Raw genomic sequence first — 22,104 nt, 5'->3', positions numbered from 1 at the left:
ACTCGATCCATGCTGAAGAATGTCGCCGCGGTGCTGATGGACGGGGTCAATCCCTTCGAACTCGGCGTGGTCTGCGAGGTGTTCGGGCTCGACCGGAGCGACGAGGGGCTGCCCGTCTACGACTTCGCGGTGGCCTCCGCCGAGGGGCCCGTACTCGGGACGCACGCCGGATTCACCCTGCGCACCGAACACGGTCTGGAACGCCTCGCCGAGGCCGACCTGATCGCGGTGCCCGCCGCCGAGTCGCGGGGGAACCGGGGCTATCCGCCGGACCTCCTCGAAGCGCTGCGCCGGGCGGTGGACCGGGGTGCCCGGGTGCTCAGTGTCTGCTCCGGGGTGTTCGTGCTGGGCGCCGCGGGGCTGCTCGACGGCCGCCGCTGCGCCGCGCACTGGCGCCACGCGGACGAACTGGCCCGCGCCTTCCCGCGGGCCAGGGTCGAGCCCGATGTGCTGTACGTGGACGAGGGGCCCGTCATCACGTCCGCGGGCACGGCCGCCGGTATCGACGCCTGTCTGCACATCGTCCGCACGGAGCACGGCCCGCACGTCGCCAACAGGATCGCCCGGCGGATGGTGGTCCCGCCCCACCGGGACGGCGGCCAGGCCCAGTTCGTGGAGCGCCCGGTGCGGCCCGAACGGGCGGACACCGTCGCCGGGGTACTCGGCTGGATGGAACAGCACCTCGACGAGGAGCAGACCGTGGAACAGCTGGCGGCCCGCGCCCTCATGTCACCGCGCACCTTCGCCCGCCGCTTCCAGCAGGAGACAGGGACGACTCCGTACCGCTGGCTGCTGCGTCAACGGGTGCTGCTGGCTCAGGAGTTGCTGGAGGCGTCGGACGAGACGGTGGACGCGATCGCGGGCCGGGTCGGCTTCGGTACGGGAGCGGGGCTGCGCCACCACTTTCTCCGTACCCTCGGCACCACCCCGAACGCCTACCGGCGGACGTTCCGGGGCCCGGCCGGACCTGCTCAGGCGTTCGGCACGGTCTCGTAGCGCGGCGTGCCCTCTTCCATCTGCCGGAGCGCGTCCTTGCGGTCGCGCTTCGACAGACGGTCGATGTACAGGTAGCCGTGCAGGTGGTCCGTCTCGTGCTGGAGGCAGCGGGCGAAGTAGCCGGTGCCGCGCACCTTGACCGGGTTGCCCTGCGCGTCCTGGCCCGTGACCTCCGCGTAGTCCGGGCGGGCCAGCTCGGCGTACGCGGTCGGGACGGAGAGGCAGCCCTCATTGGACTCGTCGAGGTGGCGCAGCCCGGCCGGCGTCTCGACCAGCACCGGGTTGCAGACGGCTCCGACATGGCGCTTGCCGTCGTCGTCGAGGCAGTCGTAGACGAAGACCTTCAGGTCCACACCGATCTGGTTCGCGGCCAGGCCCACGCCTTCGGCGGCCTTCTGGCTGGCGAACATGTCGTCGATCAGCTGGGCCAGCTCGGCGTCGAACGACGTGACGTCCTTGCACTCGCGGTGCAGCACCGGGTTGCCCACGACGGTGATGGGACGGGCGGTGCCACGGGCGCGGTGGGCCTCCTCGCGCTCCTCGCAGTCCTCGGTGTCCACGACGAAACCGTCATTGACCTGCTGGTCGGCCTGCTGGTCCGTCTGCTGCTGCGACATGTCCGCCGTACGCCTTCCTCAAAAACCCGGATCGATCCCGTACAGCCTAACGGGCCGCCCGGCGACAGGGACCGGCTCAGCAGACCTCTTCGAGGTCCCGCCACTCACGGCTGTCCGGGCTGTCCGCGACCCAGCCGTCGAGCAGCCCGCGCACAAGCCCGGCCGGGGCGGCTATCCCGCATTCGCGCTCGGCGACCCAGAGCCCGCCCGCGGTGCGGTGGCCGAGCGGGCCGGGGTGGCCCGGCTCGCTGTGGTCGTGCGGGTCGGGGCGCTGCTCGCCCTCGCCCTCGTCGCTCTCCATCTGCGACTCGGAGCAGGCGCGGCAGAGCAGCCGGACCGATGACGACCAGTCCTCGGCGGCGAACCCGGCGTCGGCCGCCAGCTGCTCCAGGGCGTCCCGGTCGGACTCGGTGGCCGCTTCCAGCAGCACCACCCAGGTCGGCACGGGCGAGGGAGCCCACAGCTCGATCTCGTCGAAGACGGGGTAGGAGGGGCCCGCCGCGGTGACGCGCTCGCCGTGCGGGACGCCGTCGTGCAGGACGACCTCGCCCCAGCGCCTGCCGGACGACGGCAGCGGAATGGAGAGCACCTCAAGCCGGGCGGGGTCGAGCCTGCGGCCCCAGACCACCTCGGCCTCCCCCTCCGGGGAGAGCCGCACGGCGGCCGAGCCCAGCTCCATACCGACCGGCTCCCCGCTGGCCGCGGGCTCGCCCGGGACGCGCAGCCCGTACGCCTGCCAGGCCCGGCGGGCCAGCGGCCAGTCCTGCAGCGCGGTGGCCGCGATCCCGACGTTCCACCAGTCCGGGGCGCCCGCCCCGCGGTCCAGGAGCGCCACCGCGCGCAGCCCGGCGGTGCGTGCGCGGTCCCAGTCGTGCCGGAACTTGTGCAGCAGCGCCAGATTGAACCAGGACTCGGACAGCCACGGTTCCAGATCTGCCGCGCGGGTGAGCAGCGCGCCCGCGTCCTCGTACCGACCGTCCCCGATCAGCGTGAACGCCCGGTCCGTGGCCTGCCGCCAGGATGCGGAGGGCCGATGCCGTACCTTCCCGAAGATCCTCACGATTCCCGCCTGCCGGTCGCTGAAAAGACTCTGCTTCCCGGGCTCCGATTCCCCCGGACACCCTCTCTTCGCATCCAACCATGTCCGGTCGGAGCGGCGCTCATTACCCATCGGTTACCCGCTCCGGGCCCGGACTTCGCGGACCCGGCCCCCGGCCCGCTCCCCGGACGCCGTCACGCGGCACCGCCCCGGGAGAGCACCCGGGCGAGGGATTCCACGACTTCCGGCTGGTAGTCGTGGCCGGTGCCCAGGCGCAGCCGCTCCAGCGCACCGAGCGGTCCGCCCGCGCCCCTCACTTCTTCATTTTCCCCTGCCAGGTCCTCGTACGCATTGACGGTCCGGATAATCCGGGCGGTGAGCGGCTGCTCGCGGTACGGATCCGCCTGCCGCTCCACGATGACGGCGACCTTCGCGTCGACCCCGGTCTGCCGGACCACGGCACCGCCCAGGAGCGCGATCCGGCGCTGCTCGGCGGCGGGCAGGGGCGCGGTGGCGCCGCCGGGGACCGGGTCGACGAGCGAGAGCTGGCCGATGTCGTGCATGAGAGCCGCGTACTCCAGGACGGTCAGCGCCGCTTCGGAGAGACCCAGCTCGCGGCCGACGGCGCGGCTGAGCCGGGCGACCCTGCGGGCGTGGCCGTGCGGGGTGTAGCCCGCGATCTCGGTGGCGCGGGCCAGCGAGGTGATGGTCTGGCGGTAGGTGGCGCGGACCAGGGCGTGGCGGCGCAGCGAGAGCTGGGTCAGCAGCAGGGGTACGGAGAGGACGGGGAGCGCCCACAGCCCGGCGACGGCGACCCCGAGGGCCATCACGGCACCGGTGGCGCAGACCGCCGAGCCGATCCCCGCGAGGGCACGCAGCTCGTCGCCGAGCAGCGGCCCGATGGGCACTCCCCCGCGCGGTCCCGGCGAGGCGACCGGTCCCGCGGTGGGGCAGCGGGTGCGCGCGTGGGCCATCGCCGCGGCGAGGACGGCGTCGCAGAGGGCGGTGAGGCCGAGCAGGAGCAGCAGCACGACGGCGTACGCAGGGCCGCGCACCGCCCGGGCCGCCGTCCCCCCGGCGCCGCAGAGCGGCTGGAAGCAGGCGGCGGCGAAGGCGACCGTGAGCACCCGGCGGGCCATCTGGTCCGCGGTGGGCCCGCGGCCGCGCGCGATGTGCGGTGCGGTGCCCGCGAGCGCGCCCGCCACCACGATCGCGACGACCTGGGGGGCTCCGTGGACGGTGGGGTGACCGCCGTTCCGGCCGAGCAGGGCGTAGGCGAGGGCTGCGGCGGCGCCGAGCGGGGCGGGTTCGCGCTCGCTTCCGGGGCCGGTGCGGCGGGTGAGTTCGCCCGCCGCGACGAGTATCCCGAAGGCGAGCGCGGTGTCCGCGTCGCCGACGCCGCGCCAGAGGGTCCAGCCGAGACCGGCGACGGCGGCCAGCGCCGCGGCGCCGTGGACCAGCCGTACGGCCCGGGGGGCGCGGGCGCTCACGCGGGGCGCTCCTGACCGGCGGAATGCTCCTGACCGGCGGGCGGGCCGGGGGCCACCGCGCCGGTCCTGGCGGGCGGTACGGGCCGCTGCGGGCAGTCGTCCGGTTCGTCGGCGGTGACGGCGGGGCGCCAGCCGTGCCGGGCGAGCGCCCGTACGAACGCCTGGACCATCCGCGGGTCGAACTGCGTACCCGCGCACCGCAGCAGCTCCCGCAGGGCGGCGTCGACGGGTCTGGCCCTGCGGTAGGAGCGGGTGGAGGTCATGGCGTCGAAGGCGTCGGCGACGGCGACGACCCGGGCGAACTCGGGGATCTGCTGCCCGGAGAGCCCGTACGGGTAGCCGGACCCGTCCAGCCGTTCGTGGTGGTGCAGGATGGCGGCCCTGGCCTCGCCGAGGAAGCCGATACCGCGGACCATCTCGTGTCCGTACTCGGGGTGCAGTTCGATGACCCGGCGCTCGTCCGGCGTGAGCGGTCCGTCCTTCCTGAGCAGCCGCGTGGGCACCCCGAGCTTCCCCACGTCGTGCAGGATCCCGGCGAAGCGCAGCGCCTCAAGACGGTCGCCCGCCATGCCCAGCTCCCCGGCGATCATCGCGGACGCCTGGCCGACGCGTTCGCTGTGGCCGCGGGTGTACTGGTCCTTGATGTCGACGGCCTGGACCAGGGCCCGGATCGTCGCCCGGTGGGCGGCGCGCTCACGGTCGTACTGCGCGAAGACCCAGCTGGAGATGTACATCGGCAGCAGGACGAAGAGGGCGGCCGGCGGGCCGAAGGGGCTGCGCCACAGGACCGCCATCATGAGCCCGGCGAGACCGTGCACGGTGTACGGGGCGAGCGGGCGCAGCAGCGCGGCGCGTGCGGTGCGGGCGGGCAGCCGCTCGGCGGTGGCCCGCACGGCGCCGTCCAGGGCGGTCAGGGCCAGGCAGAGGACGAGGGCGGCGGTGAGCGCGGGCAGCAGGGCGTACGGGAGCGCGTACGGGAGGTCCGGGGCGCCGGGCAGCCCGCCGATGAGCGCCGGCACCTCGGCGGCGGCCCGCACGGCGAGCGCCAGCTGCGCCGCGTGCCACACCCGCCGGACCCCGTACGGCGGGTGTTCGACGGCGCCGAGCAGCGCCCCGGGCACCGCGGCGAGCGCGGCGGCTGCGGGCGGCAGCAGCAGGGCCGCGGCGAGGGGTACGGCGAAGAACGACCCGCTCCCCGGCGACCGGCGGGCGAGCAGCTCGCACCCCGCGTACACCGCGGCGAGCAGGGCCACCGCCGTCCAGGGGGTGCCCGGGCCGGTGACGGCGGGCCACACGCACCAGAGGGCGCCCAGGACCGCGCACAGGACGCAGCCACGCGCCGTGGGCGGCAGTGCCCGCATGGCGGCCTCCTCCGGGATCCGTCGGGATCCGTACGGCTTCCGCGTCCGTACAGGGTGGGGAGACTAGGCGCGGGCGGGCCGCCGGGGGGCCGCATCGGCGGATCAGCAGCCCATCGGGTGACAGCCGGGGACGAAACCGGGGCGACGGCGGACCTGAGGGCGACGGACCGACCGGGGCCCGCATACGGCAACGGGGCCGCGGCGATTGCGCCGCGGCCCCGTGGGGGTGCCGTGAGGTGTGAGGGGCCGGGAGCGTGACGTCCCGGCGGCGGGTCACTCCTGGGCTGCCGCCGACCGGTCGGTGACGGTGATGTCCTGGTCGGGCACGGCCTGTCCGGAGCGGATCAGATCGATACGTCCCATGACCTTGGACCGGAGGTCCGCCGGTACGTCGTCACTGCCGCAGCAGCGCTTCACCAGCTTCTTGACCGCCTGCTCAAGGCCGTACTTCTCCAGGCACGGGGAGCACTCCTCGAAGTGCACCTCGAACTTGGTGCAGTCGTTGTCCGGCATCTCGTGGTCGAGGAACTCGTAGAGATGGTCCAGGACCTCGGAGCAGTCCGTTTCGTGCGGCTCTCCGCAGCTCATGAGCCCGAACCTTTCGCTTCGTTCGACTCTCCGGCGCCCGCGGGGACCAGCCCGCGGTCGCGTGCGTAGTCCTCCAGCATGCCGCGCAGCTGACGGCGGCCCCGGTGCAGCCGGGACATGACCGTCCCGATGGGTGTCCCCATGATGTCTGCGATCTCCTTGTACGCAAAGCCCTCGACATCGGCGAGATACACCGCGATGCGGAACTCCTCGGGGATCGCCTGGAGCGCCGACTTCACATCCGAGTCGGGCAGGTGGTCGAGCGCCTGCGACTCCGCGGAGCGCAGACCGGTCGACATGTGCGACTCGGCGCGGGCGAGCTGCCAGTCCTCGATCTCCTCGGCAGCGCTGCGCTGGGGCTCGCGCTGCTTCTTGCGGTACGAGTTGATAAACGTGTTCGTGAGGATGCGGTACATCCACGCCTTGAGGTTGGTCCCCTCACGGAACTGGTGGAACGAGCCGTACGCCTTCGCATACGTCTCCTGCACCAGGTCCTCGGCATCGGCCGGATTGCGCGTCATGCGCAGCGCGGCCGAGTACATCTGGTCGAGGAAGCCGAGGGCATCCCGTTCGAAGCGCGCGTTGCGCTCCGCGGCCGTCTCTTCCGCATGGCCGTCTTCGGTCCCTGTGTCGGTCCCAGTGACCGGACCCACCTCCTCCAACGCCGTGGCGGATCCGAATGCGGACCCACTCGAATCGGAGGATAGACGACGATCCGGTCCGCCCGCCGCCCGGGAAGAACCGCTCCGGTCTGCCGAAAGCACGGTCCACTCCAGATCAGCGGTGTGCGGGCGGCGCGGGCAGATGGTCGAACCCATGCGACGGACTCCCTCTCCACGAACAAGCTTCTGTGTACCGGTGTCCAGCACCGGTGTTCCCCACAACAGCGCTCGGTGACTCAGCATTCCCGCAGCCGCACGGCCCATCCGCCGACGGCGTCCGTGATGGTCCGCAGCGCCTGTTCCTGGCCGGTCTCGGCCCGCTTCGGTACGGCGAACCCGTGGTCGGCGTCCGCCACCTCCACCAGCTCGAAGTCCCCCGCGGGGAACCCGGCTGCGCCGGGGAACTCGGCCGGTCTGCCGAACGGGTCACGCGCCCCCTGTACGACCAGGGTGCTGACCCCGGTCCCGGTCAGCTCTTTCTGCCGGGACTTCTCCGGCTTCCCCGGCGGGTGCAGCGGAAAGCTCAGCGCCAGGACGCCGCGGGCGCCCAGCTCCGCGGCGGTCCGGCAGGCCACCCGGGCCCCGGCGCTGCGTCCGCCCGCGACCACCGGCAGTCCCGTTCTGCACAGTGCGGGCCAGACGGCGCGCCATCCGGTGTCCAGGGTCTTCGGCGCGGGGGCGACCTTCCGGCCCGCCACCCGCCAGGGCTGCTCGACCAGCGCGACGCCCACCCCGAGCGGCGGCAGCGCGGCGGCCAGCGCCTGGAGGTCGCGTGCCTCGATACCGCCACCGGCGCCATGGCCGAGTGCGATCACGAGATGGGGGCGGGCGGCGGGATGCCAGGTGATGCGGGCTTCACCGGCGGGGGTGTCGACACTCTCCACGATCATGCTCTGAGTCACATCAGAAGAGTGTGCCCTCCTCGGGGCCCTCCAGTGCGGTCAGCAGCTCCGGGCCGTTGTTGCGAACATTGCTGACCGCCGTAGCCACCGGGTACGCACGGACCAGTCCGGCCGGCGGCGGACCGAGCAGCGGGGCCAGCCGCTCCGGGTCGGTGTGCGCCGGGTCCAGCCAGTCGTCCCAGCGGTCCGGGGTGAGGATCAGCGGCATCCGGGGGTGTATCGCGGCCAGCGACCGCGGGGGCCCGGCCCCGTCCCCCGCCGGCCGCGCAGGGCCGTCCGCCGTCCGCCGCGCCCGGCCCTGGGCCTGCCCCGCGTCCTGTCCGGCGAGCGGGGTGGTCTCCGCCTCGGTGGTGAGGATGGCACACGTCGCCCACCAGGCCTGCGGATGGTCGCCGGGCAGCGCCGGATCGCGCCAGAACTCGTACAGCCCGGCGAAGGCCATCACCGATCCGTCGGCCGGGGTCACGAAGTAGGGCTGCTTCCGTGTCCGCTTCTTCTTGCCCTCGACCTCAAGACGCCGCTCGTCCTGCTCGGTCATCCACTCGTAGTAGCCGTCGGCGGGGACGAGGCAGCGGCGCGCGGCGAAGGCCCTGCGGAACGACGGCTTCTCCTGGACCGTCTCGGCCCGCGCGTTGATCATGCGGGCGGCGCCTTCGGGCGACTTCGCCCAGGACGGCACGAGTCCCCACTTCAGATTCCGCAGCTGACGAACCGGACGCCGTGACGCCGCGTCTTTCAGTGGACGCTCCAGGACGACCTGGACCGTCTTCGTCGGTGCCACGTTCCAGTCGGGGGCCACCGGCTCCGCGGGGTCCCCCTTCTCCACCCCGAAGACCTCTGCGAGATCCTCGGGTCCACGACTCGCTGCAAACCGTCCGCACATATTTGCCAGACTGCCACGACCGCCGATCCCCGAGGAGCCCCTTCCCGCCATGGACCGCGTCTTCGCCTCCCAGCCCGACCCCGACCAGTGGCTGGTGATCGTCACCGGCGTCGTCGCACTGCTCGCGGTCCTGCCGCACCGCATATGGAGGCTCACCCGTAACGCAGTGACCATCGCCCACGAGGGCGGCCACGGGCTGACGGCCCTGCTCACCGGGCGCCGTCTGGACGGCATCAGGCTGCACTCCGACACCAGCGGCCTCACCGTAAGCCGCGGCAAACCGTCCGGCCTCGGCATGATTCTCACCGCGGGCGCCGGATACACCGCCCCGCCGCTGCTGGGGCTCGGCGGCGCCTGGCTGCTCGCCGCCGACCACATCACTCTCTTCCTCTGGGCCGCCTGCCTTCTCCTCCTCGCGATGCTCGTGATGATCCGCAACGCGTACGGGGCACTCACCGTGATCGTCACGGGCGCCGCGTTCGTCCTGATCTCCTGGCTCACCAGCGCCGAGGTGCAGGCGGCCTTCGCGTACACGGCTGTCTGGTTCCTGCTCATCGGCGGGGTGCGCCCGGCCTTCGAGCTCCAGCGCAAGCGGGTGCGCGGCCGGGCCGGCGATTCGGACGCCGACCAGCTCGGCCGGCTCACCCATCTCCCGCCGATGGTGTGGCTGCTGCTCTTCCACGTCGTCTCGCTCTGCTCGCTCATCGGCGGCGGGCGCTGGCTGCTCGGTCTGTGACACCGGGGCCGCCTGGTCCGTGAGACGTGCGGCACCCCGGGCCCCGGCCATCAGTAAAATGAGGGCCATGACCGAAAGTTCCGTGCACACCGCTCACTGGCCCGCCCCGTACGCGCCGGGAGCCGTCGAAGCGACGGTGACCGTGCCCGGATCGAAGTCGGTCACCAACCGCGGTCTGGTCCTGGCCGCCCTGGCAGCGGAACCGGGCTGGCTGCGCCGCCCGCTGCGCTCACGCGACACACTCCTGATGGCCGACGCGCTGCGGGCGCTCGGCGTCCGTATCGAGGAGACCGTCTCGTCCAGTTCCGCCGCGGTCGGGGCGACCGCCGACAGCGGCGAGGCCTGGCGGGTGATCCCCGCGGGGCTGCACGGCCCGGCCACCATCGACGTCGGCAACGCCGGTACGGTCATGCGCTTCCTGCCGCCGGTCGCCGCGCTCGCCGACGGCCCGGTCCGCTTCGACGGGGACCCCCGGTCGTACGAACGCCCCCTGCGCGGCGTCGTCGACGCGCTCCGCACCCTCGGCACCCGGATCGACGACGACGGGCGCGGGGCGCTCCCGCTGACGGTGCATGGCAGCGGGGCGCTCGACGGGGGCCGGGTCGAGGTCGACGCGTCGTCCTCGTCCCAGTTCATCTCGGCGCTGCTGCTCTCCGCGCCGCGCTTCAACCAGGGCGTCGAGGTGCGGCACACCGGTGCCACCCTGCCGTCGCTGCCGCACATCCGGATGACCGTGGACATGCTGCGCGGGGTCGGCGCCCAGGTGGACGAGCCGGAGACGGGCGGCGAGCCGAATGTCTGGCGGGTCTCGCCCAGCGCCCTGCTCGGCCGGGACCTGACCGTCGAGCCCGACCTCTCCAACGCCCAGCCGTTCCTGGCGGCCGCCCTGGTCACCGGCGGCCGGGTCACCATCCCCGACTGGCCCGCGCGGACCACCCAGCCGGGGGACGCGCTGCGGGAGATCTTCACCACGATGGGCGGCGGCTGCGAGCTGACCGAGCGCGGCCTGGAGTTCACCGGGTCCGGCCGGATCCACGGTATCGACGTGGATCTGAGCGAGGTCGGCGAGCTGACCCCGGGGATCGCCGCCGTCGCGGCCCTCGCGGACTCGCCGTCCACGCTGCGCGGTGTGGCCCATCTGCGGCTGCACGAGACCGACCGGCTGGCCGCGCTGACGGCGGAGATCAACGGACTCGGCGGCGAGGTGAGCGAGACCGCCGACGGCCTCCGTATCCGTCCCCGCCCCCTGCACGGCGGTGTCTTCCACACGTACGACGACCACCGGATGGCCACGGCAGGTGCGGTCATCGGGCTCGCCGTCGACGGCGTACAGATCGAGAATGTGGCGACAACCGCCAAAACCCTCCCCGATTTCACTGAGATGTGGACCGAAATGCTCAAGGTCTGACGCGATGCGCCGATACGGCAAGAACCCTGACGAGGACGACATCCGCGTCCGCCCCAATCCCAAGGGCAACCGCCCCCGTACGAACATCCGGCCCAAGCACGAGGAGGCCGCCGAGGGCATGGTCCTCACGGTCGACCGGGGACGGCTCACCTGTCTGGTCGACGGGCGTGCGGTGACCGCGATGAAAGCCCGTGAGCTGGGCCGCAAGGCGGCTGTCGTGGGCGACCGGGTCATGATCGTCGGGGATCTCTCCGGCGCCAAGGACACGCTGGCGCGCATCGTGCGTATCCAGCCGCGTACGTCGGTACTGCGCCGCACGGCCGACGACGACGACCCGTTCGAGCGGGTGGTCGTCGCCAACGCGGACCAGCTGGCGATCGTCACCGCCCTGGCCGACCCGGAACCGCGCCCCCGCATGATCGACCGCTGTCTGGTGGCCGCGTACGACGGCGGGCTCTCCCCGCTGCTCGTCCTCACCAAGTGCGACCTCGCATCGCCGGAGCCGCTGCTCGCCTCCTACGGGGCGCTCGACATCCCGTACGTGGTGACCAGCCGCGAGGAGCTGGCGAAGGGCGAGGCGGCCGACCGGGTCAGGGACTTTCTCAACGACAAGGTCACCGCGTTCGTCGGGCACTCGGGCGTCGGCAAGACCACCCTGGTCAACGCGCTGGTGCCGGAGGACCGGCGGCGCAGCACCGGCCATGTCAACGCGGTCACCGGCCGCGGCCGGCACACCACGACATCGGCCCTGGCGCTCCCTCTGCCGGACGACCGCGGCTGGGTCGTCGACACCCCGGGGGTGCGCTCGTTCGGGCTGCACCATGTGGACCCGTCCCGGGTGATCCTCGCCTTCCCCGATCTGGTGCCGGGCACGGAGGAGTGCCCGCGCGGGTGCAGCCACGACGAGCCGGAGTGCGCCCTGGACGCCTGGGTGGCCGGGGGGCACGCCGACCCCGCGCGGCTGGACTCGCTGCGCCGGCTGCTGGCGACCCGGGAGCGGCGCGAGGGCGACTGATCCACCGGTTCGCCGCCCGGCCCACCTGGCTGAATGCATAATCGCTCCCAGTGCGGCCGCGCGGGCCGCGCACGACGATGGAGCGGTTCCCGGTGGCGGAGCGGTCCCGGACGACGGAGCAGTCACCTATGAGGAGGCCCTGAATGGCGTGGCTGCTGGTCGTGGTCGCGGGACTTCTGGAGACCGGCTTCGCCGTGTGTCTCAAGCTCTCGCACGGATTCACCCGGCTCTGGCCGACGATCGCCTTCGCCGCGTTCGCGCTGGGCAGCTTCGGGCTGCTGACGCTCTCGCTGCGGAAGCTGGACGTCGGGCCCGCCTACGCCGTGTGGACGGGCATCGGCGCGGCGGGCACCGCGATCTACGGGATGGTCTTCCTCGGCGACATCGTCTCCACGCTCAAGCTCGTCTCGATCGCGTTCGTGATCGTGGGCGTGATCGGGCTCCAGATCTCCGGGTCTGCGCACTGACCGGCCCGGTGCACTGAATCTCCGGCTCGGCACACCGACCGGTCCTGCCCACCGACCGCACCGGAGCCGCGGCGGGCCGGACCCCCGGGCCCCCCGCTCACACCACCTCGCGTACCGCCGGGAAGTGACAGGCCGCCACATGGTCGGCCGCGTGCTCACGGTCCTGCGGCACCTCGTTCTCGCAGCGGGTCCGCTCCTCCGCGCCGAGCCGCGCGAAGACGGGGCAGCGGGCCCGGAAGCGGCAGCCCTCGTAGCGGTGGGTGGGGCTGGGCGGGTCGCCGGGCAGCAGGATCCTGGTCCGCTGCCGCTCGCGTTCGCGCACCGGGTCGGGCAGCGGCACGGCGGAGAGCAGCGCCTGCGTGTACGGGTGCCGGGGCCGCTCGAAGACCTCGTCGACCGTCCCGGACTCGACGGTACGCCCCAGGTAGACGACGCTCACCCGGTCCGCGATGTGCCGTACCACCGACAGGTCGTGCGAGACGAAGAGATAGGCGAGCCCCAGCTCCGACTTGAGCCGTTTCAGCAGGTTGAGGACGCCGGCCTGGACCGACACGTCGAGCGCCGACACCGGTTCGTCGAGTACCAGCAGCCGGGGCCCGACGGACAGGGCGCGGGCGATGCCGACGCGCTGGCGCTGGCCGCCGGAGAACTCGTGCGGGAAGCGGACGGCGTGCGCCGGGTCCAGGCCCACCTGTTCGAGCAGCCCGGGGACACGGCCGGCCGCCGTCCTGCGGTCGGCGCCCTGGGCGCGCAGCGGTTCGGCGACGATGTCCCCGACCGTCATCCGGGGGTCGAGGCTGGCCATCGGGTCCTGGAAGACGATCTGCACCTGTCCGCGCAGCGCTTGGCGGGCGGCGCGGTCGAGCCGGTCGAGCGGCTGCCCGAAGAGTTCGATCTCGCCGCCCTCGGGGCGGGCCAGGCTGAGCAGTTCGAAGAGCGTGGTCGACTTCCCCGAGCCGGACTCACCGACGAGCGCGAGGGTCTCGCCGCGGCGGATCCGCAGATCGACCCCGTCGACGGCGTGCACGGTACCGACCCGCCGCTTGAAGGCGCTCCCCTTCAGCACGGGGAACGTCCTGACCAGCCCGCGCACGCTCAGCACGGTCTCGGCGGCGGTCCCGGCCGCGGTTCCTGTCCCTGTGCCTGCCCCTGCGGCCGGTGGTTCCTCATCGGCCGGAACCGCCTCCGGATCCGGATCCCGGGGCGGGACGGCCGGCACCGGGAACACATCGAGCGGCCCCAGCCGCTTCCCGGCGATCTCGTCGGCGCGTACGCACGCCACCGCGTGGCCGTCCACGGTCCGCAGCTGCGGCTCCTCCGTCAGACAGGACTCCCCGGCCAGCGGGCAGCGCGGCGCGAACGGGCAGCCGGGTCCGGTGCTCCCCGCCATGGGCGGCGACCCGGGGATCGGCACCAGCACCTCGCCGGCGGTGTCCAGCCGGGGCACCGCGCCGATCAGGCCCAGCGTGTACGGCATCCGGGGCCGCGCGAAGAGCTCTTCGGCGGGCGCGGACTCCACGATCCGCCCCGCGTACATCACCGCCACCCGGTCCGCCGCGCCCGCGATCACCCCGAGGTCATGGCTGACCAGCACCAGCGCCGCCCCGGTCTCACGCTGCGCGGTGCGCAGCACATCGAGCACCTGGGCCTGGATGGTGACGTCGAGGGCCGTTGTCGGCTCGTCGGCGAGGATCACGTCCGGGTCGTTCGCCATCGCCATGGCGATCATGGCGCGCTGGCGCATTCCGCCGGAGAACTCGTGCGGATACGACTGCGCCCTGAGCGCGGGCTCCGGGATGCCGACGAGGTCGAGCAGTTCCACGGCACGCGCCCTGGCCGCCTCACGCGGAACGTCCTGGTGAGCCCGGACCGCCTCGGCGATCTGGTCGCCGATCCGGTAGACAGGGGTGAAGGCGGAGAGCGGGTCCTGGAAGACCATGCCGATCCGGCTGCCGCGCACCGCGGACAGCTCGCGGTCGGACGCGCCGACGAGTTCGGTGCCGTCGAGCCGTACCGATCCCCGTACGGCCGCGTTCCCGGGCAGCAGCCCGATGGCGGCGAGCGCGGTCGCGGACTTCCCCGACCCCGACTCCCCCACCAGGCCGAGCACTTCGCCGCGGCGGAGCGAGAAGCTCACCCCGCGGACGGCGGGTGCGCCGTCGAAGTCGACCTCAAGGCCGCTCACTTCCAGCACCGGGGCCCCGGTCGCCGCGCTGTCGCGTACCGAGGTGTCGGATACCGAGGTCATCGCCCTGCCCCCTTGCGGCCGCGGCGCCGGCGCGAGGTCGGGTCCAGCGCATCGCGCAGCCCGTCGCCCACCAGATTCACCGCGAGTACGAAAATGATCAGAAGCCCCGCTGCGAAGAAGAACATCCAGGGGTAGGTCACGGCCGCCGCCGTCGATGAGGCGATGAGCGTGCCCAGCGAGACATCGGGCGACTGGACGCCGAACCCGAAGTACGAGAGCGCCGTCTCGCTCATCACCGCGCCACCGACCGCGATGGTCGCGTCGATGATGAGGAAGGAGGCGATGTTGGGGACCACATGGCGCCAGATGATCCGGAAGGGGCCGACGCCCATGTACTGCGCCGCGCGGACGAATTCGCGCTCCTTCAGCGACAGCGTCATCGACCTGACCACCCGTGCGGTGATCATCCAGCCGAAGACGGCGAGCAGCCCGACGAAGGCGAACCAGCCGCCGCCCTGCAGCCGCGGCGAGATGATCGCGATGATCAGGAAGGACGGGAAGATCAGCAGCAGATCGACGAAGAACATCAGGATCCGGTCGGTCCAGCCGCCGAAGTACCCGGCGCAGGCCCCGGTCAGCGAGGCAAGCACGGTGGAGAAGAGCGCCACCAGCAGGCCGATCAGCAGGGACTTCTGGAGCCCCCGGATGGTCTGCGCGAAGACGTCCTGCCCGATGCGGTTGGTGCCCCACCAGTGCCGGGCGCTCGGGGCCTCCCGCAGTGCGGTGTAGTCGATATGGCTGTAGTCCCAGCGGCTGATCAGCGGGCCGGCAAAGGCCAGCACGAAGAGCAGCAGCAGGATGACGGCCCCGGTGAGCGCGCCCGTGTTGTGTACGAAGCGGCGCAGCACCACCCCGGCGCGCCCGGCGGGACGTATCGGCTCCGCACCCTGGCCGGCCGCGTCGGCGGCGGCGGTCTCGATGACAGCGGTCATGGTGTCCGTACTCCTCAGGCGTTCCGGATACGCGGGTCGAGCGCGGCGTGCAGGACGTCCGCGAGAAAGCCGGAGAGCAGCACCAGCACCGCGGCGAACACATTGACGGCGACGACCGAGTTGACGTCGTTCCTGCCGATGGAGGAGACGAACCACTCCCCCATTCCGTGCCAGCCGAAGATCGTCTCGGTGAAGGTGGCACCGGTGAACAGCGCCAGGAAGCCGTAGCTGAAGTACGTCGACATGGGGATCAGTGCGGTGCGCAGCCCGTGCTTGACCAGTGCGGTGCGCCGGGTGAGGCCCTTGGCCTGGGCGGTGCGCAGATAGTCCGAGCCGAGCACGTCGAGCATCGTGGAGCGCTGGTAGCGGCTGTAGCTGGCGATGGTGCCGAGCGCGATGGAGACGGTCGGCAGCAGCAGGTGCACCGACCGGTCCTTGAGCACGGCCAGGAAGCCGGAGTCCAGGCCGGGGGTCTTCTCGCCGGTGAAGACGATGACGTCGGTGCCGGTCTTCTGGTTGAACCAGATGGCTCCGATCTTCAGCAGCACCGCGAGCAGGAACACCGGGGTGGAGAGCAGGACGAAGGAGATCAGGGTCACCGCACGGTCCGAGAACCGGTACTGGCGTACGGCGGTCCAGGCGCCGGCGAGCACCCCGATGACCGTGCCGAGGATGCTGCCGAGGAGCAGCAGCCGCAGGCTGACGCCGATCCGGCGGCCGAACTCCGCGTCCACGGAGGTCCCGTCGATGGTCTGTCCGAGATCGCCGTGCAGGGCGTGTCCGGCCCAGCTCCCGAAGCGGCTGAGGAGCGGGGTGTGGTCGTTGACGCCGAGCGCGGTGAGGTGGTGGTCGACGGAGCTGGGCGAGAGGGGCGGCTGGCGGCCCTCGTAGTACGCGCGCGGATCCAGCGCGAGCGAGGCCAGCAGGTACGACAGACAGATGGCGACAAGCAACAGGACGGCGTAGTAGCCGAGTCGCTTGGCCAGGAAGGCGGCCACGGGTGTTGGTCCTCCGCTGGGGTTCGGTCGCTGGGGATCGTGGTGGGATCACGGCCGCGGCAGGCCCCATCGGTGCCTTTGTCCGGTGCTGATCGGTTATTGATCGTCCGGTGCTGTACGTCGGGTGCTTTTCGTCGGCTTGTTGATACAGCTTGACCAATGTTTGTTGCGCGCATGCAAAGAATGCATAACAGCATCGCCGTTGCTCTCCCGCTGGGCTATGAGGCCGACTTACCGTCTCGGTGACCTGTGGCCTCGATCAGGCCGCCTTGAACCGGAGGAAGAACACCGATGCGCAGAACCACCGTTGTCGCCATCGCCGCAGCACTGTCGGCCACTCTGGCGGTGGCGGGCTGCAGCTCTTCCGACGACGGCGGGGACTCGGCCAAGAAGCAGGCCGCTCCCCAGGTGGACGGCCAGAGCGTCAACGCGCATCCGCTGAGCGACCTGAAGCAGGGCGGCTCGCTGCGGTTCGGGATCGACCAGTGGATCACGCAGTACAACGTCAACCAGGTCGACGGCCAGCAGGGCGACGGCGCGGACCTCGACGGAGCGATCCTGCCCGACCTCTTCGACGCCGACGCCAAGGGCATCGGCCACCCCAACCCGAACTTCCTGGTCTCGGCGAAGGTCACCTCCACCAGCCCGCAGGTGGTGACCTATCAGCTGAACCCGAAGGCGAAGTGGTCCGACGGGAAGCCGCTGAGCTGGAAGGACTTCCACGCCCAGTGGAAGGCGCTGAACGGCACCGACAAGGCGTACGAGGCGGCCGACACCACCGGCTACAGCCAGATATCCAAGGTGGAGCAGGGCGCCGACGCCCACGGAGTGAAGATCACCTTCTCCACTCCGTACGCCGACTGGCAGCGCCTCTTCGACCCGCTGTACCCGGCCGCGTACATCGACACCCCGGAGAAGTTCAACAAGGGCTGGACGCAGAAGGCCCCGGTTACCAGCGCCGCGTTCAAGGTCGGCTCGTACGACAGGACCGGGCAGACGGTCACCCTGGTCCCGGACCCCAAGTGGTGGGGGAACAAGCCGAAGCTCGCCTCGATCGTCTACCGCGTCCTCGACATGACCGCCCAGACGGAGGCCTACCTCAACAAGGAGGTGGACGAGACGACCGCGCTGCTGCCCGAGGACTACAAGCGGCTGGTCAAGGAACCGGACACCGCCATCAGGCGCGGGGCGCGCTGGGACGAGGTGCACATCACGCTGAACGGCGGGCGCGGTCCCCTGAAGGACGTGAAGGTACGCAACGCCCTCCAGGCGGCGACCGACCGCAAGGGCATCAACGCCAGCTTCGCGAAGGACCTCTCCTTCGAACTCAAGCCGCTGGACAACCACTTCTTCATGCCCAACCAGCAGGGCTACCAGGACAACACCAGCGCGTTCGACAAGTTCGACCCCGAGAAGGCGAAGAAGCTGCTCGACGAGGCGGGCTGGAAGAGCGCGGGTGAGGGCAAGCCGCGCACCAAGGACGGCAAGAAGCTCACCCTCGACTACGTCCTGAGCGCGGGCGGCAATTCCGCCTCGACGGACCAGGCCGAACTGGTGCAGCAGATGTACGCCGCGGTGGGCGTGCGGGTCGAGATCAAGAAGGTGCCCGCCAACGACTACTTCAACAAGTTCGTGAACACCGGCAACTTCGACCTCGCCAGCTTCCGCAATGTGGACGAGGCCTACACCAGCAAGCTCTACCCGGTCTACCAGCAGCCGAAGGGCAAGAACCTCTTCCAGAACTTCGGCTCGGTCGGCTCCCCGAAGATCGACGCGCTGATGAAGAAGGCCGGTGAGGCCACCGACCACGCGCAGTCCGTCAAGCTCTACAACGAGGCCGACGTGGAGATCTGGAAGCTCGGCCACTCGATCGAGCTGTACCAGCGCCCGCAGATCCTGGCGGTCCGCAAGGGGCTCGCCAACTACGGTGCGACGGGCCTCGCGGACACCGACTACAGCAAGGTCGGCTGGCTCAAGAAGTAGCCGACCGCACCCGGGACCTTCCGCCCGCGGCCCTCACGCCGCCCGCACCACCGCCTCGCGCACCAGGTGATCAACTGTCAGGTCACCTGGTGCGACGAGGTGCGAGAGCGCGAGGCGTACGGCCACCTCGCAGCGGTACACCAGATCGGCCGCCTCATCCGCCAGGTGACCGGCGGTCAGTGCGAGGGCCGCCCGGTGCCGTACCGCCGCGATCAGCTCGCCCGGCGCGGGCGGCCCCCCGGCCGCACAGCGCTGCGAAGGGGCGTACGGCCCGCCGGTCCGGGGCGCGGGACCGGGCGCGGGCAGCGGCCCCGCCCAGCAACCGGTCAGCAGCGCCCGGAGCAGCGGATGCGCACGCGCGGCGGTGACCGTCCACACGGCGACGGCCACCATCCGCTCCCGCTCCGTGGCCGGTCCCGACAGCGCGCGGTCCACGCCCCGGAGGTAGCGGTCGGCCTCGCGCCGCACCAGGGCGCGGGCAAGACCGTCCTTGGAGCCGAACTCGTTGTAGAGGGTCTGCCGGGAGAACCCCGCGGCGGCCGCCACATCGACCATGCGGACAGCGGACCAGTCGCGGACGGTGAGGGCCGCGAGGGCGGAGTCGAGCAGGGATTCGCGCGCTGCGGGCATCGTCGCCTCCTGGGCCGTACGCCTCTGCGCTCAGGGTTGACGGGGGCCGCTGGAGTGTCAATAGTCCGCGCGGCAGCACGCCCGGCAGGGCCCTGTGGCCCGATCGGGGGCCCGGTGGATACTGTGACGACCATGCCCGACTACCACGATGATCTGCGCCTCGCCCATGTCCTCGCGGACGCCGCCGACGCGGCGACCATGGACCGGTTCAAGGCCCTCGACCTGAAGGTCGAGACGAAGCCGGACATGACCCCCGTGACGGAGGCCGACAAGGGCGCCGAGGAGCTGATCCGCGGACAGCTCCAGCGTGCCAGGCCGCGTGACGCGATCCTCGGCGAGGAGTACGGCCTGTCGGGCACGGGCGCCCGCCGGTGGATCATCGACCCGATCGACGGCACCAAGAACTACGTACGCGGCGTCCCGGTCTGGGCCACGCTGATCTCCCTGGCCGTGGCGGGCGACGACGGCCACGAGCCGGTGGTCGGTGTGGTCTCCGCACCCGCGCTCGGCCGCCGCTGGTGGGCGGCGAAGGGCGGCGGCGCGTACACCGGGCGCAGTCTGACCTCGGCCACCCGGCTGCGTGTCTCGCAGGTCTCCAAGGTCGCGGACGCCTCGTTCGCGTACGCCTCGCTCGGCGGCTGGGAGGCGCAGGGCCGGCTCGACGGCTTCCTGGACCTGACCCGGGACTGCTGGCGCACCCGGGGGTACGGGGACTTCTGGCCGTACATGATGGTCGCCGAGGGTTCGGTGGACATGTGCGCCGAGCCGGAGCTGTCGCTCTGGGACATGGCGGCCACCGCCATCGTCGTCCAGGAGGCGGGCGGCGAGTTCACCAGCCTGGACGGGGTGCGCGGCGTCGAGGGCGGCAACGCGGCCGCCTCCAACGGCCTGCTCCACCAGGACCTGCTCGGCTATCTCAACCAGCGTTACTGAACGCCGCCGCCGAACACCGAACTGCCGCCCAGGACTTCACCCTCCCGGAACCTTGCCGGGTCCACGCCGGTGGTGCGACTCTGAGAGCCCTGCTTGTGAATGTGTGAATTCACGCGCATGCTGGAACTCCCAGGAGGTGGCACCCGCCATGTTCGTCAGCGACGCCATGAGCACGGTGGTCCTCACCATCGGCCCCGCCCACACACTCCGCCAGTCCGCAGCCCTGATGTCCGCCCGCCGTATCGGTGCGGCTGTCGTGCTCGACCCCGACACCTGCGGAGTCGGCATTCTCACCGAGCGCGACATCCTCAACGCCGTAGGCAGCGGCCTGGACCCCGACCGGGAGCCCGCGGGCGCCCACACCACCATGGATGTGGTCTTCGCCGCGCCCTCCTGGACCCTGGAGGAAGCGGCCGAGGCGATGTCGAACGGCGGCTTCCGCCATCTGATCGTGCTCGACGGCGCGGGACCGGTCGGCGTCGTGTCGGTGCGTGACATCATCCGCTGCTGGGCGCCGGACAGGCGTGACTCCCCGGCACTGGTCTCCTCCTGAGGCGGCTCCCGACCCGGCTCCTGATCCGACGACACGGCTCCTGACCCGGCCGGGCGGACAGCCCGCAGGGCCGGACCCCCGCGGGGATCCGGCCCTGCTCATGGGGGCTTGCCGTGCGGCCCCGGGTGGTTCAGGCGCGCAGGGCCCGGACCGCGGCTTCCAGCCGCTTGCCGAAGTCACCGTCGGCCCGGCGGAAGTTGTCCACCGCGCGCTCGGCGATGTCGTCGCGCGAGACCTCCGAGATGAAGCCGGCCAGGTTGTCGATGAGCCTGCTCTTCTCGTCCTCGGTCATCTGCCGGTAGAGGTTCCCGGGCTGCACGAAGTCGCCGTCCTCGGCGTGGCTGGGCGCCGGGTGGTTGCCCGTGGCGCCGCTGACCTGCGTGGAGTTCCAGAGCGGCCGGTCCGTCTGGAAGGGGCCGCCGAAGCTGTTCGGCTCGTAGTTCTTGGCGCCCTTGTGACGGCCGTCGTACAGCACGCCGTCCCGGTAGTTGGTGCGCGCCTCCACGGCGTGCGGGCGGTTGACCGGCAGGTGGTCGGCGTTGATGCCGACGCGGTAGCGGTGCGCGTCGCCGTACGCGAAGAGACGGCCCTGGAGCATCTTGTCCGGTGAAGGACCGATGCCGGGAACGAAGTTGGCCGGCGAGAAGGTGGACTGCTCGACCTCGGCGAAGATGTTCTCCGGGTTGCGGTTGAGCTCCAGCTTCCCGATCTCGACCGGCGGGTAGTCCTCGTGCGGCCAGACCTTGGTCAGGTCGAACGGGTTGAAGCGGTAGTTCGCCGCGTCGGCCGCCGGCATGACCTGGATCTGTACGGTCCAGGACGGGAAGTCGCCCTTCTCGATGGACTCACGCAGATCGCGCTGGTGGCTGTCCGGGTCCACACCCGAGAGGCGGACGGCCTCCTCGGTGGTGAGGTTCTTGATCCCCTGGTCGGTCTTGAAGTGGTACTTGACCCAGAAGACCTCGCCTTCGGCGTTGTTCCACTGGTACGTGTGCGAGCCGTACCCGTTCATGTGGCGGAAGGACGCCGGGATCCCCCGGTCACCGAAGAGCCAGGTCACCTGGTGGGTCGACTCGGGGCTGAGGCCCCAGAAGTCCCAGACGTTGTCGGCCTCCTGCGAGCCAGTGTACGGGTCGCGCTTCTGGGTGTGGATGAAGTCGGGGAACTTGATGGCGTCCTTGATGAAGAAGACGGGCGTGTTGTTCCCGACGAGGTCGTAGTTCCCCTCCTCCGTGTAGAACTTCAGCGCGAAGCCGCGGGGGTCGCGCACCGCGTCCGCCGAGCCGAGGTTGCCCGCGACGGTGGAGAAGCGCAGAAAGGTCTCGGTCTGCTTGCCGACCTCGGAGAGGAACTTCGCACGCGTCCACTGCGAGACGTCGCGGGTCAGCGTGAAGGTGCCGTACGCACCGGCGCCGCGGGCGTGCACGATGCGCTCCGGGATGCGCTCACGGTTGAAGTGCGCGAGCTTCTCGAGGAGCAGCTGGTCCTGGACCAGGACAGGACCGCCGGCGCCCGCGGTCTCACTGTTCTGGTTGTCGCCCACCGGCGCCCCGGTCTCCGTGGTGAGTGGTCCCTGTGTCACGAGCGCCTCCTGCGTCATTCCTGCTCTGTCCTGTCCCTTGGCGGGTGCCTTTTCCGATCCTACGATGGACTTTGTCTAAGT

21 protein-coding genes are annotated in these 22,104 nt (G+C 71.5%); 8 read left to right on the top strand and 13 right to left on the bottom strand.

Features of this window, described 5'->3' with window-relative positions; all coding sequences use genetic code 11:
- The first annotated feature begins 9 nt into the window (after positions 1-9).
- A complete protein-coding gene (locus ACWGKJ_RS03480; RefSeq protein ID WP_385028990.1) occupies positions 10-996 on the top strand; it encodes a helix-turn-helix domain-containing protein in 987 nt (328 codons plus the stop codon).
- Here the strand turns inward: ACWGKJ_RS03480 and def are convergent.
- From def to ACWGKJ_RS03440, 8 genes are all read right to left on the bottom strand, one after another.
- On the bottom strand, positions 972-1,613 hold the full coding sequence (gene def, locus ACWGKJ_RS03475) for a peptide deformylase (RefSeq protein ID WP_385028987.1): 642 nt from the start codon (positions 1,611-1,613) through the stop codon (positions 972-974). The two genes, ACWGKJ_RS03480 and def, sit on opposite strands and share 25 nt — an antisense overlap.
- A gap of 76 nt (positions 1,614-1,689) precedes the next feature.
- Positions 1,690-2,673: a tetratricopeptide repeat protein gene (locus ACWGKJ_RS03470; RefSeq protein WP_385028984.1), complete on the bottom strand. Its 984-nt coding sequence runs from the start codon at positions 2,671-2,673 to the stop codon at positions 1,690-1,692.
- Between the two features lie 173 nt (positions 2,674-2,846).
- Positions 2,847-4,142 carry an HD-GYP domain-containing protein gene (locus ACWGKJ_RS03465; protein WP_385028981.1) on the bottom strand — a complete coding sequence of 432 codons (1,296 nt, stop codon included), beginning with the start codon at positions 4,140-4,142 and terminating at the stop codon, positions 2,847-2,849.
- Positions 4,139-5,503 (bottom strand): HD-GYP domain-containing protein, encoded by a 1,365-nt coding sequence (locus tag ACWGKJ_RS03460; RefSeq protein ID WP_385028978.1) that lies wholly within the window; start codon positions 5,501-5,503, stop codon positions 4,139-4,141. Before ACWGKJ_RS03460 ends, ACWGKJ_RS03465 begins: the two co-directional genes overlap by 4 nt.
- 273 nt (positions 5,504-5,776) lie before the next feature.
- The gene (gene rsrA, locus ACWGKJ_RS03455; protein ID WP_266853255.1) at positions 5,777-6,091 is read right to left on the bottom strand and encodes a mycothiol system anti-sigma-R factor; all 315 of its coding nucleotides are present in this window, start codon (positions 6,089-6,091) and stop codon (positions 5,777-5,779) included.
- Positions 6,088-6,744: a sigma-70 family RNA polymerase sigma factor gene (locus tag ACWGKJ_RS03450; RefSeq protein WP_266853257.1), complete on the bottom strand. Its 657-nt coding sequence runs from the start codon at positions 6,742-6,744 to the stop codon at positions 6,088-6,090. The genes rsrA and ACWGKJ_RS03450 overlap by 4 nt, the downstream gene beginning before the upstream one ends.
- 245 nt (positions 6,745-6,989) lie before the next feature.
- Positions 6,990-7,643, bottom strand: a complete 654-nt coding sequence (locus ACWGKJ_RS03445; RefSeq protein ID WP_385029021.1) for an alpha/beta hydrolase family protein — start codon at positions 7,641-7,643, stop codon at positions 6,990-6,992.
- 13 nt (positions 7,644-7,656) lie between these two features.
- Positions 7,657-8,538 carry an SOS response-associated peptidase gene (locus ACWGKJ_RS03440; protein ID WP_385028973.1) on the bottom strand — a complete coding sequence of 294 codons (882 nt, stop codon included), beginning with the start codon at positions 8,536-8,538 and terminating at the stop codon, positions 7,657-7,659.
- A 49-nt stretch (positions 8,539-8,587) separates the two neighbouring features.
- Between ACWGKJ_RS03440 and ACWGKJ_RS03435 the strand changes: the two genes are divergently transcribed.
- From ACWGKJ_RS03435 to ACWGKJ_RS03420, 4 genes are all read left to right on the top strand, one after another.
- Positions 8,588-9,274, top strand: a complete 687-nt coding sequence (locus ACWGKJ_RS03435) for a M50 family metallopeptidase (protein ID WP_385028970.1) — start codon at positions 8,588-8,590, stop codon at positions 9,272-9,274.
- A gap of 67 nt (positions 9,275-9,341) precedes the next feature.
- Complete coding sequence (aroA, locus tag ACWGKJ_RS03430; protein ID WP_385028967.1) at positions 9,342-10,682, top strand: 3-phosphoshikimate 1-carboxyvinyltransferase; 1,341 nt, start codon at positions 9,342-9,344, stop codon at positions 10,680-10,682.
- 4 nt (positions 10,683-10,686) lie between these two features.
- Positions 10,687-11,697, top strand: coding sequence for a ribosome small subunit-dependent GTPase A (gene rsgA / locus ACWGKJ_RS03425; protein WP_385028963.1), 1,011 nt, complete (start codon positions 10,687-10,689; stop codon positions 11,695-11,697).
- A 143-nt stretch (positions 11,698-11,840) separates the two neighbouring features.
- On the top strand, positions 11,841-12,164 hold the full coding sequence (locus tag ACWGKJ_RS03420) for a DMT family transporter (protein ID WP_385028960.1): 324 nt from the start codon (positions 11,841-11,843) through the stop codon (positions 12,162-12,164).
- A gap of 97 nt (positions 12,165-12,261) precedes the next feature.
- Here ACWGKJ_RS03420 and ACWGKJ_RS03415 read toward each other — a convergent pair whose 3' ends face one another.
- From ACWGKJ_RS03415 to ACWGKJ_RS03405, 3 genes are read right to left on the bottom strand one after another with little or no spacing between them, the layout of a single operon-like run.
- On the bottom strand, positions 12,262-14,412 hold the full coding sequence (locus ACWGKJ_RS03415) for an ABC transporter ATP-binding protein (RefSeq protein ID WP_453315662.1): 2,151 nt from the start codon (positions 14,410-14,412) through the stop codon (positions 12,262-12,264).
- Positions 14,409-15,344 (bottom strand): ABC transporter permease, encoded by a 936-nt coding sequence (locus ACWGKJ_RS03410; RefSeq protein WP_385028954.1) that lies wholly within the window; start codon positions 15,342-15,344, stop codon positions 14,409-14,411. The genes ACWGKJ_RS03415 and ACWGKJ_RS03410 overlap by 4 nt, the downstream gene beginning before the upstream one ends.
- A gap of 14 nt (positions 15,345-15,358) precedes the next feature.
- Entirely contained in the window at positions 15,359-16,342 is a 984-nt protein-coding gene (locus ACWGKJ_RS03405) for an ABC transporter permease (protein ID WP_385028951.1), read from the bottom strand.
- 291 nt (positions 16,343-16,633) lie between these two features.
- On the opposite strand from ACWGKJ_RS03405, the gene ACWGKJ_RS03400 reads away from it, so the two are divergent.
- Positions 16,634-18,325, top strand: coding sequence for an ABC transporter family substrate-binding protein (locus tag ACWGKJ_RS03400; protein ID WP_385028948.1), 1,692 nt, complete (start codon positions 16,634-16,636; stop codon positions 18,323-18,325).
- 33 nt (positions 18,326-18,358) lie between these two features.
- Here ACWGKJ_RS03400 and ACWGKJ_RS03395 read toward each other — a convergent pair whose 3' ends face one another.
- A complete protein-coding gene (locus tag ACWGKJ_RS03395) occupies positions 18,359-18,955 on the bottom strand; it encodes a TetR/AcrR family transcriptional regulator (protein WP_385028946.1) in 597 nt (198 codons plus the stop codon).
- A 132-nt stretch (positions 18,956-19,087) separates the two neighbouring features.
- Here ACWGKJ_RS03395 and hisN point away from each other — a divergent pair, with 132 nt between their 5' ends.
- Complete coding sequence (gene hisN, locus ACWGKJ_RS03390; protein WP_385028943.1) at positions 19,088-19,888, top strand: histidinol-phosphatase; 801 nt, start codon at positions 19,088-19,090, stop codon at positions 19,886-19,888.
- Positions 19,889-20,036: 148 nt separating this feature from the next.
- A complete protein-coding gene (locus ACWGKJ_RS03385) occupies positions 20,037-20,441 on the top strand; it encodes a CBS domain-containing protein (protein ID WP_385028940.1) in 405 nt (134 codons plus the stop codon).
- A gap of 130 nt (positions 20,442-20,571) precedes the next feature.
- Here the strand turns inward: ACWGKJ_RS03385 and ACWGKJ_RS03380 are convergent, their stop codons facing one another.
- Positions 20,572-22,041 carry a catalase gene (locus ACWGKJ_RS03380; RefSeq protein ID WP_385028937.1) on the bottom strand — a complete coding sequence of 490 codons (1,470 nt, stop codon included), beginning with the start codon at positions 22,039-22,041 and terminating at the stop codon, positions 20,572-20,574.
- Between the last annotated feature and the right edge of the window lie 63 nt (positions 22,042-22,104).

Source organism: Streptomyces sp. NPDC054757 (genome assembly GCF_053612185.1).
This window is presented reverse-complemented; position numbering and strand designations above follow the sequence as displayed.